A 14,676-nucleotide genomic window follows, 5' to 3' on the forward strand; every position below is an offset into this window, starting at 1 on the left:
GGTCATCCTCGAAATGCCTGTCACAGAAATTATCGTGTCTCACTTAAGGGGGGCAGTCCAGCACTGTCACCGTAATCAACCCGGGTTGATCAAGCCCAGATCGCTCGGCTGATCTCGCTAATTCTTGAAGACATCCCCTGTGACGAGGACCAGATCACATCGGAACTCGTCAGAGGTCTTGCCGCCTGCATCTTCAATCCGGTGGTAGCAGGTGTTGTTGCCGAACGGCCTGTTCTCAAATTTACCATTCTTGTCCTGCACGATCTCGGCTCGGATCTTCCCGCCCAGCATGTTGAACAGGACGTGTGCCTTATCGCCTTTGCAGGCAAGAATGATGGCGTCACCGCCGTCTTCCAGGCCCCCGGCGCTCACGGCTTCTTTCAGGCAGTCGTTGATGCTTGCGACGATCAGATCCTTCGATCCGACTTCAGCGGCGGCGGACACACTCGGCAGAGCGAGACAGATGAACATTATGAACTTCTTCATGACGACGGCTCTCCGGGCCGGATTGAACGATTGATCGCCTCACCCTAACCACTTGGGACGATGAGGAATGCCTGCTTTGACAGCCGAGAAACTGGGCGCAAGTCAGGCAGACAACGCAAGAGCTCGTCCAAATCTCGGCGTGCGACATCGGCCGAAGTCCCGTGCCCATTTTTTGGCGCGGCATTGGCAATTTCATTGAGAACCTGCACCCTGATCGCGCCACTGAACCGTTCCGACCGACATGGCCGAGAGGCTGAAGGCCCTGGAACGGGAGAACCGTGAGCTTCGGCAGGCCAATGAGATCCTGCGCAAGGCAAGCGCCTATTTGCGACGGCGGAGCTCGACCGCCGGTCCAAGCCATGATCGCCTTCATCGACGATCACCGTGGGACATATGGGGTCGAGCCGATCTGCAAGGTCTTGCCGATCGCCCCTTCGACCTACCACGCCCATGAGGCCAAGCGGCGCGATCCGACCAAGCTGTCGGCGCGCGCTAAGCAGGACGCCGGGCTGAAGATTGATCTGGTACGAAATCATCGACGGAGACGACACCAATCGTCTGATTGCGGCCTATCCGCGTTATTTTAGGCTGAAGTGGAGCCTATGCTGACGATACGTCTGGTCGTTCTGCTGTCTTTAGCGCGGAGCTACCCCCTTTTTGTTTGAGTGCAGGTCTAGATTGGCGCCAGCTTTGATCAGGCCGCAGCCAACTTCAGTGAGGGCGCGAAATACTTGCGCTTCTCGAGACCCATGATCTCAAGGCTGCCTACGCCCTCACTCCTACCCGATCGTTCCCGGTGGCTTGCTCGTCACGTCATAAACCACCGGGTTCATGCCCTTCACCTCATTGATGATGCGCGTCGCGACGCTACCCAGAAACGTCATGTCGAACGGATAGAAGTCCACGGTCGTGCTATCGGCCGGGGGTCGCTGCGCGTAGGCCAACGCAGTGGTCACACGTTCGGCTGCTGCTCAGCGCTCGATCGGTCTTCCCAAGTGACCCAAGACGTGCCAAGTTAGCATAAAACAACCAGGAGGACACACTCTATGCGCCTTGAGCCAGCACTCTCGCGTTCAATGCCCGCAACAGAACCGCTGAACATCGGCGGCGACTGGAAAAATGAGCTCCGGTCAGAGATGCACCTAGATCAGAATGGGGCAACTCTCACGGGGCACTACAAGAGTTACAAGAACGACGCCGGCCAGATTGCGGCGGAAGGTCCCTTGGTCGGCTGGGTGAGCGGCAAGCTTGTGGCCTTCTCCGTGAATTGGAACGGACTAGACTCGATCACGTCGTGGGTCGGGCAGCATATTGAAGACCAGGACGGGCCGCGGCTCGTGACACTATGGCAGATGACGAAAGCTGTTTCCGACGGCAGCGAATGGGAATCCATCAACGCCGGAGCCGACACATTCTGGCGGGTCTAACGACCCGCTGCCGCCCCCTACTCCCACTCGATTGTCTCTCGTGCTAGATTAAGGCATTGATCTTGAAGGCTTTTGCGCAGGTATCGTTTCAGGACGCTGATCGCGAGACCGACGGTTTGGTTTGATCTTGATTCCACAGGAATATCTTGTGCGCTCATGCCGAGCGCCCGTTCGGCGACTATCGGCTGCTATTGCCTACACGGCAATGAGCAACTTCTAACCTTGGTGCCAGCAGCTCATGAATGAGAGCTGAGCGGGAACGACAATTCAACTCCGAAAGCAGCGCGTCGGCCAGGCGATATCAGGAAAAGGCCGCAGAGGCGCATGATGCTCAAGGCGCCTCGTTACGTGGACGTGCAACCATATCATCTCGAGTTGCCCAAATACGAGCACTGTCCGCTACGCGAGCAGCCCCGACTCGTTCGTCAATTGCAAACTTCCCAAGTTGATCCCGTGTCGCACGCGATATAGCAGCGAGCCGGCGGGGATCCGAAGCGGCGCGACTCCACTAGCGAGCCAGTTACGTGCGTTGGCCGGGCGGCGGGTGGGGAAGGCCACCCCACCCTGGACAACGACAACAGTCCTCCTAACCACTGCCGCGTCCCCACTTCAGGCAACAACCCGTGGCCGACTTTCACAAGCCGCGAAGTGTGACCAAGTCGTTCTCATGCCTCCAGGCTTCGAGAGGTCACATCGAGCCATGCCTGGAGCGAGCTCAAGAGCATGAGAGCCCTCAAACATTCCCGCCGGCGACATTCCTGCCCACGAGCCAGCCGAAGACCAGCGCCGGACCCAACGTGATTCCGGGCCCGGGATAGGCCCCTTCCATGATCGAGGCCATGTCGTTGCCACAGGCGAACAGGCCAGGAATGGATGAGCCATCCGCGCGCAACACCCGCCCGCGCGCATCGGTGACGAGGCCCGCAGACATGCCGAGATCGGCCGGATAAACCGCGACGGCATGGAAAGGCGGCTCCAGGATCGGCGCGACGCAGGGATTGGGATGCTGATCGGCGTCGCCGAGCGCACGCTGATAGATGTTGCCGCCGCGGCCGAAGGCGGGATCCTCGCCGCGCACCGCACCGGCGTTGAACTCCGCGACGGTTGCAGTCAATGCCTGTGCCGGGACGCCGATCGTCTCCGCGAGCGCGTTCAGACTGTCGGCACGCTTGAGATAGCCCGCGGCGACGTCACGCGCGACACTGCGCGTGAACGGCTTGATCTTGCCGAGGCCGTATCTCCACAGGAAGCGGCGATCGCAGATCAGCCAGGCGGGAATGGCCGCAGCGTGATCGAGCTGCGCGCGCACGAACTCGTGGTAGGACACCGCCTCGTTGACGAAGCGGCGGCCGGTGCCATCGACCGCGATCAGGCCGGGCTTGGCGCGGTCGGTGACCGTGTGCGGGAAGACGCCACGGCTGCCGTCGGCCCGTGTGAAGGTCGACGCCGGCACCCAGAACGCGCCCGCTTTCGTCGGCGCCGACAGGCACGCGCCCAGGGCCATGGCCAGCCGCGCACCGCGTGGTGCGGCGCCGGGGTCGACGGTGGCCGACAGCAGGCCGGCGGCCTCAGGCACATAGCAGCGGCGCAGCTCGGCATCATGCGACAGCCCGCCGGTCGCGAGCACCACGCCGCGCCTTGCGGTGATCCAGGAGCGGCCGGAGCGATCGATAATTTCGAGCCTCGAGACCCTGCCCTGCGCGTCGGCCTCAAGCTGCTGGACGGAGGTGCCGGTGCGTATCACGACGCCACGATCGAGCGCCGAGCGCAGCAGCCGCGCCGCCAGCGCGTTGCCGAGATAAAGCGTCGTGCCGCGCCGCGCCGTGAGCCGCTGAAGGCCATAGCGCACGATCAACCTGGCCGCATGCAGGGCCGAGCGCAACGATCGGCTGGCACGGCGCAGATGCGGGATATCCTGGCGGCTGATCATCATGCCGCCGAACAGCATGAACTCCGGCAAGGGATCGCGCAGCAGCGCAAAGGCGTCGCCGAGGCCGCGCGCATCGAATGGCAGCGGCTCCAGCACCCTGCCTCCCGCGGTGGCACCGGGCAGGTCGGGATAATAATCCGGATAGGTCGGCACCGGCTGCAGCCGCAGCGCAGTGCGGACCTCGAGATCGCGCAAGGCTTCGTCGCCGAATGCAAGGAATGTCTCGAGCCGCGTGCGGTCCTGCCCCGGCACGGTCCCCAAATACGTGCGCGCCGCCTCCAGCGTATCCGCCCGCCCCTCCGCGGCCGCCTTGTGATTGGCAGGAATCCAGACCATGCCGCCGGAGATGGCGGTGGTGCCGCCGACGAATTCGGCCTGCTCCAGCAGCAGCACCGAGCAGCCGTCAGCCGCGGCGATGGTTGCCGCCGTCATGCCGCCCGCGCCGGCTCCGACGACGACGACATCGAACGTCTCGCCGGCGTGCAGCGCCGCCGTCATGCTCACACCATGCCGCCATTGGGCTGCACGATCTGGCCCTGGATCCAGGAGGCCTCGCCGGAGGCCAGGAAGCGCACCACCTCCGCAATCTCGCCCGGCTTGCCGATGCGATTGAACGGGCTCAACGCCGCCATGCGCTGCTTGGCCTCCTCGGTCTTGCCGGCATTGAAAAGATCGGTGTCGACGGGACCGGGCGCCACCGCATTGACGCGAACCCCGCGCGCCGAGAGCTCCTTCGCCATCGACCGCACCAGGCTCTCGACCGCTGCCTTGGTCGCCGCATAGGGCCCGGTGCCCGGCACCGCGTGGCGGACCAGCGATGTCGTGATCGCGACGATGGCGCCGCCGTCGCGCACGCGCCGCGCTGCCTCCGCCAGCACGTTGAAGGCACCCAGGACGTTGACCTCCATCAGCAGCCGAAAGTCCTCCGGCCTGAAGCTCGCGAGCGGGCCTGCCGGCACGTTGATGCCGGCGTTGGCAATGACGGCCTGCGGCGCAGCACCGAGGTCGGCGGCAACTTGAGCGAAGACCTGCGCGACCGACGCGGCATCGCGAATGTCGACCTTGTATTGTCTGCCGGGCCCTCCGTCCGACGGGTGGTGGGTGGCGTAGGTCGAGGCCACCTGCCAGCCGGCGACGGCAAAAGCCCGCGCGCAGGCGGCGCCGATGCCGCGGGAGCCGCCGAAGATGAGAACGATCGGAGAAGAAGTGGTCATTTTCGATTCCTTGATGGAGATGGTGTCTTCGCCATCGCGGCCCGCGTCGCTTCGATCGTCGCCTCGATGCCTTTTTGCAGATCGTAGCGCGGCTGGTAGCCGAGCTCCGCTTTGGCGCGGCCGATATCGAGCGCGCCCTTGACGGCGCTCAGCACGCGGCCGCCATGATGATAGGGACCGGTGTCGCCGACCGTGATTCTCGCACCGGGAATGGCGCGATTGACGGCGTCGGCCGTGTCGCGCAGCGTCGGTGCCACACCGGTCGCAACATTATAGGCGTCGAAGCTGTGATGCGGCTTGTCGAGCGCGAGCAGCAAGCCAGCCACGGTATCGTCGATATAAACCTGATCAACCGCGAGATTGCCGCCGTCCTCCTGATGGAATGGCTCGCCGCGCAATGCGGCTTCGATGAAGGTGCGGGGCATGCGCAGGCGCGGCAGATGCGGTCCGTAGACCCAGCAGGTCCGCACATTGATGCATTCGAGACCGTGATCGCGCGAATAGACGCGACCATAGTGCTCGGCTGCGAGCTTGGTCACGCCGTAGACGCTGGCCGGCTTCTGCGGGTGCTCCTCGTCGATCACGGCGGATTGGAAGTCGCCATAGGTCTCCTCGGTCGAGATCTGCACGACGCGCCTGACGCCGGAGAGCCGCATCGCCTCGAACAGGTTGATCGCGCCCTCGACATTGACCCGCAGCGCCTTCAACGGAATGTCAGCGGCCTGAACCACACCGACCACCGCAGCGGCATGAATGACTGCATCGGGACGGAATGTCTGGAACGCTCGCAGCACTTCATGCCATTCGCCGAGATCGATCGCAGCGTTGACGAGTAGCTGTTGTTGCGAGGCGAGTGCGGCCATGGCCGGCGAGACCACCAGGTCGATGGCGACGACGCGATCGCCGCGCGCGAGCAGCGCCTGCGCGATGGCCGCGCCGAGCCAGCCGCAGGCGCCGGTGACCAGAATGGTCTTGCTCGTGGTCATGCCCGGCCCCTCACCGCGGCGCCGGCTCCTCGTCGGTCGGCGGGCTGGTGATCACGAGGAACAGCAGCGGGTCGTTGCCGGTGCAGTGGAATTCGTGCACCACGCCCGGCGGAATGTAGGTGACGTCGTTGGCACGGACCAGCCGGCGCTCGCCATCGAGGATCAGGATGCCCTCGCCCGACAGCACGTGATAGATCTGCTCCTGCACCTTGTGGGAATGGCTCTCGACATGCGCGCCGGGTTCGTAGGAGGAGATGCGATAGTCGAAGAAGCGGCTGCCTGTGGTATCCGGTGTCACGATCGCCTTGGACAGCGCCTGATTGTAGTGGCCTGGATACTGGGTCCAGAAGATCTCAGCGAGATTGCGCGTCACCGCCTTCTTCTCTGTCGCCGCATTCGCGTAGGCGTTCGGTCCGGGAACGACGATGGTCATGTCTCATCTCCTCAGGAAGGTTCAGATTGGGCCGGCCAGCAGATGCCGATGGTCACGAACTCGCAGCTGCTCATGACCCGTTTGCCGCGCGTTGCACTGCATCAGCGGTCTGAGTGATGCCAAGCAAACGCCCTTGCAGCTCGTGATCGGCCGCTAGCGCGGCAGCATCGCCGACATGGGCCACGCGCCCATTCACCAGCACATAGGCGCGGTCCGCCATCGCCAGCACGCTCTCGGCATGATGCTCCACGATGACGAGGCTCGCGCGCGACCTCAATTTGGACACGGCGTCGCGGACCTCCTGCACCACGGCGGGCGCCAAGCCCTCGAACGGCTCGTCGAGCAGAATCAACCGGCTCGGCACCATCAACGCGCGCGCGATCGCCACCATCTGCCGCTCGCCGCCGGAGAGATTTTCGGCACGCGCCTTGTGCAGGATGCGCAGCTTCGGGAACAGATCGAACACGTCGTCGAGCGACGCGCCGCCGGCGCGGCTCGCGAGCTTGAGATTCTCCTGCACGGTCAGGTTCGGAAACAGCCGGCGTCCTTCCGGCACCAGCGAGATGCCAAGCCGGTTGATCTCGTCCGGCCGTAGCCGGTTGAGCTGCCTGCCGTCGAACGTGATGCGACCGCCGCTCGCCGGCACCGTGCCTGTGATGGCCCGCAGCGCGGTGGTCTTGCCGACGCCGTTGCGCCCTAGCAGCGCCACCACTTCGCCAGGCCGCACGGCCAGGTCGAGCCCGTCGAGCACGGTGCCACCGCCGTAGCCGGCGCGCACGCCCTCGAGCCTGAGCAGCGGCTCGGCGGCGGCGCTGCCGGGAAGCGGCGTCACATTGGTCGCCCGCGACGGAGCCGCCGCGACTTGGCCATGGGCTGTGCCGAGATAGGCCGTGACAACTTCGGGATGGGCCGCCACCTCCGCCGGCTCGCCGTCGGCGATCAGCCGCCCCTGATGCAACACCGTGATGCGGTCGGACATGGCCAGCACGCGGTCGATGTCATGCTCGATCAGCAGCACGGCGTGGGACTTCGCCAGCCGCATGATCAACTCGCCTACGATCTTGCGGTCCGACTCCGCCAGACCAGCCAGCGGCTCGTCGAGCAGAAGGAGCTTGGCATCGATCGCGAGCGACACCGCGATCTCCAAGAGCCGCTTCTCACCATGCGCCAGCGCGGAGCAAAGCTCGGCGGCTCGATCGGCGAGGCCTACGGCATCGAGCAGCGACCACACCTTCGCGTTTGCAGCCGCATCGTCATAGGCATCGCGCCAAAGACCCGTCCATTGCCGGTTGGCAGCCTGCACCGCGATACGCACGTTCTCGAACGCGGTGAGGTTGGGAAAGACGCTCAGGATCTGGAACGAGCGGGCGATGCCGAGCCGCGCGCGCTTGTACGGCGACAGCTGATCGATGGGCATGCCCTCGAACAGGATGGTGCCGGCGTTGGCCCGGAGCACACCGGTCAGCAGATTGAACAACGTGGTCTTGCCGGCGCCGTTGGGGCCGATCAGGCTGTGCAGTCCGGTCCGGCTCATCTCGAAGGACACGTCGTTCTGGGTCACGATCGAGCCGAAATGCTTGGACAGGTTGCGGATCGCAAGAATTGGCACCTCTGAGGCCGTCGCCGCAGCCTGGCGTGCACGATCCGGCGCGTAAGGAACGATGTCGCGCGGCCGCGATGGAATGACATTGCGCGTCAGGGTCCAGCGGCTGCGGCCGGCGATGCGCTGGAAGATGCCGTGAATGCCCTCATCTGACAGCAGCGCGAAGGCGATGATGATGGGGGCGAAGACCAGCCACCAATTCTCCGTGATGGCGCTGAGCCGGTCCTCCAAAACGATGAAGACGATGGCGCCCCACAACGGCCCCAGGAAATGATGTACGCCGCCCAGCGCCGCCATCAGCACCGGATCGCCGGCATGCTCCCAGTTCAGATTGTTGGCGTAGACGCCCTGCAGCAGCAGCGCCATCAAACCTCCGGCGACGCCGATGCCGCCGCCGGCAATGACGAGCGCAATCAGCTTGGTGCGGTAGGTGTCGAAACCCAGGCTTGCGACCCGCTGCTCATTGTCGCGCAACGCCTGCATCAGTCGGCCGAACGGCGCATGCGCCAGCCGCCACATCATCCACAACGACCCGATCACCACGACGAGCGTGAACCCGTGGAAGGCAAGCGCGGAGCGAAACAGCGGACGCGCGACGTTCTGCAGGCCGTTCTCGCCTCCGGTCACCGAGGTCCATTTGAACGCAATCTCGAACGCGATCTGGGAGCACGCCAGCGTCAGCAGCGAAAAGTAGAGTCCGCGCCGGCGAAGGATGATGGCGCCGACGATCAGCGCCAGCAGCAGCGAAAATGCCACCGCGATCGCCAGGCCGGTGATTTCATTGGCGGCCGGCATGAAGCCCAGGCCGATTGCCAGCGCATAGCTCGCGCAGCCGAAGAAAAACGAGGCGCCGAACGGCACCAGGCCGAGATAGCCGATCAGGAAGTTTACCTCCGCGCCGTAGAGCGTGTAGATCGCGATCTGGGTCACGCGATGGATCGGCATGCCCACAGCGAGCGCGATGCCGGAGGCGAGCGCCAGTATCGCGACCGCCACGAGCACCGGGTGACTTGCGAGCCGCTGCAGCACGGGCTTGGCCGTCGTCATTCGAAACGCTCCCAGCGCTCGCCGAATAGTCCGCGCGGCCGCAGCAGCATGATCGCGAACATCAAGGCATACATCGATGCGGCGGCCGCCTCTGGCCAGAACTGAATGGTCAGCGAGGTGACGATTCCAACCGCGAGTCCGGCGACCACTGCGCCCCGAAAGGAGCCGAGCCCTCCGATGGCCACGATCACGAACGCTGGCATCACCGCATTGGCAGCCATTGACGGCGACACCGTCCACAGCGGCGCGGCCAGCACCCCAGCGATCGCCGCCAGCATGCAGCCGAGCCCGAACACCGCGGTGAGCACCCGCGGCAGATTGATGCCGAGCAACTCCACCATCTCCGGGTCCCGGCTGCCGGCACGCAGGATCCGGCCATAGGGTGTGAACGCCAGGAAGCCCCATAGGCCGAGCAAGGTCGCGGTTGTCGCGCCGAGCACGGCCACGCGATATTTGGTGATCAGGAGAGGACCAACTTCAACGATCCCTGCAAAGGCCGGCGGCGGATTGAACGGCTTGCCGTCGGCGCCCCATGCATAGCGGATCACCGCTTCGATCAGCAGCGCCAGCGCAAAGGTCACGATCAGGCTGAGCAACGGCTCCTTGCCGTAGAGGCGGCGGATGATCGTCACCTCCACAGCCATGCCGATCAGCCCGACCACCGGCGGCGCCAGGATCACGGCGCTCCAGCCAAATAGCTGGAACAGCTGCCAGGCCACGTAGGCCCCCAGCGCGAAGAAGGCGCCATGCGCGAAATTGATGACGCCGAGCAGGCCGAAGGTGATCGACAGACCTACGGCGATCAGCACGTAGATGAAGCCGAGCACGAGTCCATTGGCCGCCTGGGAGACGAGAGTGTCGAGCATCGTTCGAGCCTGTCGGTGCGCTGCAGGAACCGGGGTCGCCCCGCCTCACAGCGACGGCAGGCTGCAGCCGATATCCTCCTTGGTACCGAACGCCTTCGCCGTCTCCTCGGCGGTCGCCGAGGTGTTCTTCAGCACGTCGAAATAGTCGAACTTGTCGGTGATCTGCTTCTTGATCTGGACGATGACGGCCGGGCGCACCAGCTGGTGATCCCAGTCGCGGAAGAAGAAAGGAAACTCGCCTTCGGTGTTCTTCCACTGCTCGAGATGCGCCACGAGCTGAGCGGCCTCGGTCGATTTCGCCGCCTCGATCGATTCCAACAGCGCCCGCATGCCGATCCAGCCCGACCAGGTCTTGTCCGATGGCGGCTGATTGTACTTCTTCTTGAAATCCTCGATCAGCTTCTGCTCGGCGGCGGTATTCTTCGGATTGTTGTAGTACCACGGCTTGATGTAGATGCCGGTCGAGGCCTGCGGCCCGACGTCCCAGAAGTCGGTGTCCGTGACGGCGACCGCCGCATAGGGGATCTTGTCCTTCATCCCCATCTCGTTCCACTGCTTCAGGAAGTTGGAGAAGTCGCCGCCCACCAGGCCGCCGACGATCACGTCCGGCTTGGCCTGGCGGATCTTGAGGATGTAGGAGCTGTAGTCCGCGGTGTTGATCGGCACCTCGTCGACCCCGACCTCGGTGGCGCCGACCTGCTTCAGCATCGCGCGCGAGGCGCGCAGGATGTCCTGGCCGAAGGCATATGACGCCGTGATGAAATAGACCTTCTTGCCGATGCTGGAAACGTAGGGCATCAGGCCGGCCATCTGAACCGGCACGGTCGCCTGGGTGCGGAACGTGTACTTGCTGCAGCTCTTGCCGGTGATCTCGCTGGCCGCGGCGCCGGTCAGGATCAGCGGCACCTTCTCGCGATTGGCAACGCTCATCATGGCGAGCGCCGAGGACGAGTAGTTTCCGCCGACCACGGCGACCACCTTGCTCTCGTCGACAAGCCGCTGCATGTTCTGCTGCGACACCTGGGGATTGGGCTCGTCGAGCCAGACCAGCTCGATCGGGCGGCCCAGCACCTTGCCGCCGGCCTGCTCGACCGCAAGCGCGCTGCCGCGTTGCAGGTACTCACCGATCGAGGCGCCCGGCCCCTGCTTGGCATAGATCATGCCGATGCGGACGGGCCCATCGGACTGGGCTCGCGCGGGACCGCCGACGCCGAGCACGGATGCGGCAACCACGCCGGCCGACGCGCGCATGAAAGATCGCCGGTTCAGATCACGCTTCAACATGGTGCTCCTCCCTCTCGATGTTGTTATCTTTGTTTTGTATCGTCAGTCGCGTTTGTAAGGCTTGCCGAACACCGGCTCCTTGAATGGGATCGGCGGCAGCTCCCAGGTGCCCGTCGATGGCGGGCGCACCTCGGCGTCGACATGCAGATCGATCACGCAGGGGCGGCGGTTCTTGATCGCGGTCTCGACTGCACCGCGCAGGTCGGCGCTGCGGGTCACCGTCACGCCGTCAGCGCCGCAGGCGCGCGCCCAGGCGGCAAAGTCGGGGTTGTAGCGATCCCCACCGGGCCCCTGATTGCCGCGATAGAACGCGGTGCCGAGCTCGCGGCCCTCGAACAGGCCATACTGCAGATCGCGGATCGCGCTCCAGGCGAAGTTGTTCCAGACGATCCAGACGCACGGCAGGTCATATTCGACGGCAGTGGCGACGACATATGGCGCCATCATGAAGCCGCCGTCGCCGACCACCGCGACGCATGGACGGTCGGGCGCGGCCAGCTGCGCGCCGAGCACGCCGCAGACGCCGAACCCCATCGACGAAAAACCCCAGCTGTTCATCATGCTCTGCGGCCGCTTCGGCTGCCAGAACTGCATGAACCAGTTGTGATGCACGCCGGAGTCGAGCGACAGGATGACGTCGTCCGGCAGCACGTCCTGCAGGGCGCCGACGACATATTCCGGCCGGATCGGCGTAGTGTCGGCGCTGAAGTGCGGCCGCACGAACGCCTCCCACTCCGCCTTCCAGGTCCCGATCTGGTCGCGCCACGCCGCGAAATTTTCGCGGCGGATCGCGGGGCGACGCTCCAGCGCCGCGAGCAGTTGCCCGGCGAAGGTCTTGGCGTCGGCGATGATGCCGAGCGTCGGCGGATAGTTGCGGCCGAGCTCCGCCGGATCGATGTCGACCTGCAGCAGCCTGGTCGACGGGAAATTCCAGGAATAGCCCTGGTGCCAGCTCGACGACGAGCGATCGTCGAAACGCGTTCCGATGCAGAGCACGAGATCGGCATGACGGCCGGCCTGGTTGGCGGGATAAGCGCCGTTGCGGCCGATGAAGCCGAGCGTCAGTGGATCATCCGCCGGCACACAGCCCATGCCATTGGGCGAGGTGATGACTGGAATGCCGTAGCGGCTCTGCAGCGCGCTGATCTCGGGACCGGCCTCCGAGAGCGTCGTGCCCTGCCCGATGAAGAACACCGGCCGCCTGGCGGCTTCGATCAGATCGAGCGCCTTGGTGACGTCGGCCTCGCTCGCGCTCGGCCGATGACTGCCGTGAACATGCGACAGCGGCGGCAGCTCGACGTCGGCCTCCTCCTGGAAAACATTGTACGGGATATCGAGATTGACCGGGCCGGGACGTCCCGTGACCATGGTGTCGAAGGCTTGGCGCAGCGCCAGCGGCAGCATGTCGACGCGGCTTGGCTGGAACGAACGCTTCACCACCGGGCGCAGCACCTGGGCAAAATCAGCCTGGTTGTGCGCGTACAATTCCTGGAACGGTGCGCGATTGGCCTGCGACGTCGGAACGTTGGCGGTGATCGCGAGGAAGCTCGAGGAGTCCGACAACGCAGTCGCGAGCGACATCACCATGTTGGCCGAGCCCGGCCCGGTCGACGTCAGGGTCGCGACCGGACTGTGTTTGACGCGGAAATAGGTGTCGGCCATGTGACCGGCGCATTGCTCGTGGCGGGGCGACACCAGCTTGACGCGATCACGGACCTGGTAGAGCGCGTCAAGGATGCCGACGTTGCCGTGGCCGCAGATGCCGATCACGAAAGGCACCTTCTGCTTGACGAGATATTCGGCGATGACTTCGCCGCCCTTCATCTTGGTCATGGTCAGATCCCTGTCAGGTAGCGGTCCGCGTCATGCGAGGATCGTCACGATGCGCTCTTCGCTCATTTCGCGGATGGCGTAATGCGGCCCTTCGCGGCCGAACCCGGAGTCCTTGGATCCGCCATACGGCATGAGGTCCACGCGGGAGCTCGGCGTCTCGTTGATGTGAACGCCACCGACTTGCAATTGCCGCGCGGCCTGCAGAGCCTCGTCCAAGCGCTTTGTGAAAATGCCCGTGGCAAGCCCATAGGGTGTGTCGTTGACGCGCGCGATTGCCTCGTCCAGCACATCGAAGGGCGCGATGCACATCACGGGTCCGAACACTTCTTGGCAGCCGAGCGGCGTCGCCTTGTCGACATTCGTGAGCAGCGTTGGAGGAACCACGGCGCCCACCCGCGCGCCACCGACCAGACGCCGCGCGCCGTTCTGCTCAGCCAGCGCGATCCAGGCCTCGATGCGCTGAGCCGCGGCCTCGCTGACGACGGGACCCACCACGGTGTCGTCCTCGCCGGGGTCTCCGTAGGGCAGCCCGGCAACGAGCTCTGAAAGTCTCTGCTCGACCTGCCCTATCAGCGAACGCTGCACCAGCAGCACCTGGATCGATGTGCAGACTTGGCCGGCCTTGCGGAAGCCGGCGTTGACGACCTTCGGCAGTGCAATATCGAGGTCGGCGTCCTCGCAGATCAGGCAGTGCGAGATCGAGCCGAGCTCCATCTGGGTTCGGCGTAGTCCCGCCTTGCTTTGGATGATGCGGCCAATTTCTGTGCTGCCGGTGAAAGCGAAGAACTTCACGGCAGCTTCGCTCATCAGCCAATCGGCAACCTCGCTATCGCCATGGACTACCGACATCAGGCCCGATGGCAGACCGGCTGCGATCAGGCACTCGGCCATGATGCAGGACGTCATCGGCGTATGCAGCGACGGTTTCAGCACCACGGCGTTACCAGCCGCCAGTGCAGGCGCAACCTTGTGCGCCACCGTATTGAGCGGAGCATTGAACGGCGTAATCGCGGCCACGACGCCGAGCGGCACACGGATGGTGAAACCGATACGGCCTTTCTGGCCTGCGGCCCCTTCCATCGGCACCATCTCGCCGGCCAGCCGCCGCGCCTCTTCGGCGGAGAGCCGAAACGTCGTCGCACAACGCTGGACTTCGCCCATTGCATCGCGGCGTGGAAAGCCCGCCTCCTGGCGCAGCACCTCCACCAGCTCCGACGCACGCTTCTCTAGCTCGACCGCAGCGCGATCGAGGATGAGGCCGCGATCATAGGGCGTCAGCACATTGGCTTGGAACGCCCGCTCCGCGGCGATCATGCAGGTGCGGACCTGCTCGCGCGACGGCAGATGCGCGGACATGGCGGGCTGCAGGCGATATTTGTCGAGCACGGCGACGGTGTGCGTACCCTTCACCCATTCCCCGGCGATCAAGAGGCGGCACGATGGCAGTTCGGCCGACGCCTGTCTCTGAACCGCAGCGTCCGCCATCGTCTGGTTCCTCCCAAAGGGGTCTTACGCCTGTTACCCTCGTCCTTAGAGAGAAATTGACATTAGCAAAAATACTGTTTTG

At 64.5% G+C, this 14,676-nt stretch carries 11 protein-coding genes, 2 pseudogenes and 1 other annotated feature; of the genes and pseudogenes, 2 read left to right on the forward strand and 11 right to left on the reverse strand.

Going from position 1 to position 14,676, the window contains the following annotated elements:
* Positions 1-117: 117 nt before the first annotated feature.
* Complete coding sequence (locus tag QX051_RS16195) at positions 118-486, reverse strand: hypothetical protein (protein ID WP_315739234.1); 369 nt, start codon at positions 484-486, stop codon at positions 118-120.
* Between the two features lie 235 nt (positions 487-721).
* Between QX051_RS16195 and QX051_RS16200 the strand changes: the two are divergent.
* Positions 722-1,016, forward strand: a pseudogene (locus QX051_RS16200) (IS3 family transposase); the annotation flags it as partial.
* Positions 805-920 (forward strand) — a sequence feature (AL1L pseudoknot). Its footprint overlaps the pseudogene before it by 116 nt.
* Positions 1,017-1,265: 249 nt before the next feature.
* Here the strand turns inward: QX051_RS16200 and QX051_RS16205 are convergent.
* Positions 1,266-1,440, reverse strand: a pseudogene (locus QX051_RS16205) (GMP synthase (glutamine-hydrolyzing)); the annotation flags it as partial.
* 92 nt (positions 1,441-1,532) lie between these two features.
* On the opposite strand from QX051_RS16205, the gene QX051_RS16210 reads away from it, so the two are divergent.
* Positions 1,533-1,913, forward strand: coding sequence for an avidin/streptavidin family protein (locus QX051_RS16210; RefSeq protein WP_315776796.1), 381 nt, complete (start codon positions 1,533-1,535; stop codon positions 1,911-1,913).
* Between the two features lie 733 nt (positions 1,914-2,646).
* On the opposite strand, the gene QX051_RS16215 is transcribed toward QX051_RS16210, so the two are convergent.
* The 9 genes from QX051_RS16215 to QX051_RS16255 all read right to left on the reverse strand — a co-directional run bounded on the left by QX051_RS16215 (position 2,647) and on the right by QX051_RS16255 (position 14,594).
* Positions 2,647-4,341: an FAD-dependent oxidoreductase gene (locus QX051_RS16215; protein ID WP_315777024.1), complete on the reverse strand. Its 1,695-nt coding sequence runs from the start codon at positions 4,339-4,341 to the stop codon at positions 2,647-2,649.
* Between the two features lie 2 nt (positions 4,342-4,343).
* Positions 4,344-5,057: an SDR family oxidoreductase gene (locus QX051_RS16220; RefSeq protein ID WP_315776797.1), complete on the reverse strand. Its 714-nt coding sequence runs from the start codon at positions 5,055-5,057 to the stop codon at positions 4,344-4,346.
* Positions 5,054-6,043 carry an NAD(P)-dependent oxidoreductase gene (locus tag QX051_RS16225; protein WP_315776798.1) on the reverse strand — a complete coding sequence of 330 codons (990 nt, stop codon included), beginning with the start codon at positions 6,041-6,043 and terminating at the stop codon, positions 5,054-5,056. The genes QX051_RS16220 and QX051_RS16225 overlap by 4 nt, the downstream gene beginning before the upstream one ends.
* Before the next feature lie 10 nt (positions 6,044-6,053).
* Positions 6,054-6,476, reverse strand: a complete 423-nt coding sequence (locus tag QX051_RS16230; RefSeq protein WP_315739229.1) for a cupin domain-containing protein — start codon at positions 6,474-6,476, stop codon at positions 6,054-6,056.
* 70 nt (positions 6,477-6,546) lie between these two features.
* A complete protein-coding gene (locus QX051_RS16235; RefSeq protein ID WP_315739228.1) occupies positions 6,547-9,126 on the reverse strand; it encodes a branched-chain amino acid ABC transporter ATP-binding protein/permease in 2,580 nt (859 codons plus the stop codon).
* The gene (locus QX051_RS16240; RefSeq protein ID WP_315739227.1) at positions 9,123-9,992 is read right to left on the reverse strand and encodes a branched-chain amino acid ABC transporter permease; all 870 of its coding nucleotides are present in this window, start codon (positions 9,990-9,992) and stop codon (positions 9,123-9,125) included. Before QX051_RS16240 ends, QX051_RS16235 begins: the two co-directional genes overlap by 4 nt.
* A 45-nt stretch (positions 9,993-10,037) precedes the next feature.
* On the reverse strand, positions 10,038-11,276 hold the full coding sequence (locus QX051_RS16245) for an ABC transporter substrate-binding protein (protein ID WP_315776799.1): 1,239 nt from the start codon (positions 11,274-11,276) through the stop codon (positions 10,038-10,040).
* Between the two features lie 42 nt (positions 11,277-11,318).
* Positions 11,319-13,109, reverse strand: coding sequence for a thiamine pyrophosphate-binding protein (locus QX051_RS16250; protein ID WP_315776800.1), 1,791 nt, complete (start codon positions 13,107-13,109; stop codon positions 11,319-11,321).
* A gap of 30 nt (positions 13,110-13,139) precedes the next feature.
* On the reverse strand, positions 13,140-14,594 hold the full coding sequence (locus tag QX051_RS16255; RefSeq protein WP_315776801.1) for an aldehyde dehydrogenase family protein: 1,455 nt from the start codon (positions 14,592-14,594) through the stop codon (positions 13,140-13,142).
* Positions 14,595-14,676 lie beyond the last annotated feature (82 nt).

Origin of the sequence: Bradyrhizobium sp. SZCCHNR1053 (assembly GCF_032381235.1) — a bacterium.
GTDB lineage: Bacteria > Pseudomonadota > Alphaproteobacteria > Rhizobiales > Xanthobacteraceae > Bradyrhizobium.

What these genes read in the sequence shown, in the direction of transcription:
- QX051_RS16250 (WP_315776800.1), bottom strand. Translation starts at nt 13,109, where the DNA reads ATGACCAAGATGAAGGGCGGCGAAGTCATCGCCGAATATCTCGTCAAG.
- QX051_RS16230 (WP_315739229.1), bottom strand. Translation starts at nt 6,476, where the DNA reads ATGACCATCGTCGTTCCCGGACCGAACGCCTACGCGAATGCGGCGACA.
- QX051_RS16195 (WP_315739234.1), bottom strand. Translation starts at nt 486, where the DNA reads ATGAAGAAGTTCATAATGTTCATCTGTCTCGCTCTGCCGAGTGTGTCC.
- QX051_RS16245 (WP_315776799.1), bottom strand. Translation starts at nt 11,276, where the DNA reads ATGTTGAAGCGTGATCTGAACCGGCGATCTTTCATGCGCGCGTCGGCC.
- QX051_RS16255 (WP_315776801.1), bottom strand. Translation starts at nt 14,594, where the DNA reads ATGGCGGACGCTGCGGTTCAGAGACAGGCGTCGGCCGAACTGCCATCG.
- QX051_RS16220 (WP_315776797.1), bottom strand. Translation starts at nt 5,057, where the DNA reads ATGACCACTTCTTCTCCGATCGTTCTCATCTTCGGCGGCTCCCGCGGC.
- QX051_RS16235 (WP_315739228.1), bottom strand. Translation starts at nt 9,126, where the DNA reads ATGACGACGGCCAAGCCCGTGCTGCAGCGGCTCGCAAGTCACCCGGTG.
- QX051_RS16215 (WP_315777024.1), bottom strand. Translation starts at nt 4,341, where the DNA reads ATGACGGCGGCGCTGCACGCCGGCGAGACGTTCGATGTCGTCGTCGTC.
- QX051_RS16240 (WP_315739227.1), bottom strand. Translation starts at nt 9,992, where the DNA reads ATGCTCGACACTCTCGTCTCCCAGGCGGCCAATGGACTCGTGCTCGGC.
- QX051_RS16210 (WP_315776796.1), top strand. Translation starts at nt 1,533, where the DNA reads ATGCGCCTTGAGCCAGCACTCTCGCGTTCAATGCCCGCAACAGAACCG.
- QX051_RS16225 (WP_315776798.1), bottom strand. Translation starts at nt 6,043, where the DNA reads ATGACCACGAGCAAGACCATTCTGGTCACCGGCGCCTGCGGCTGGCTC.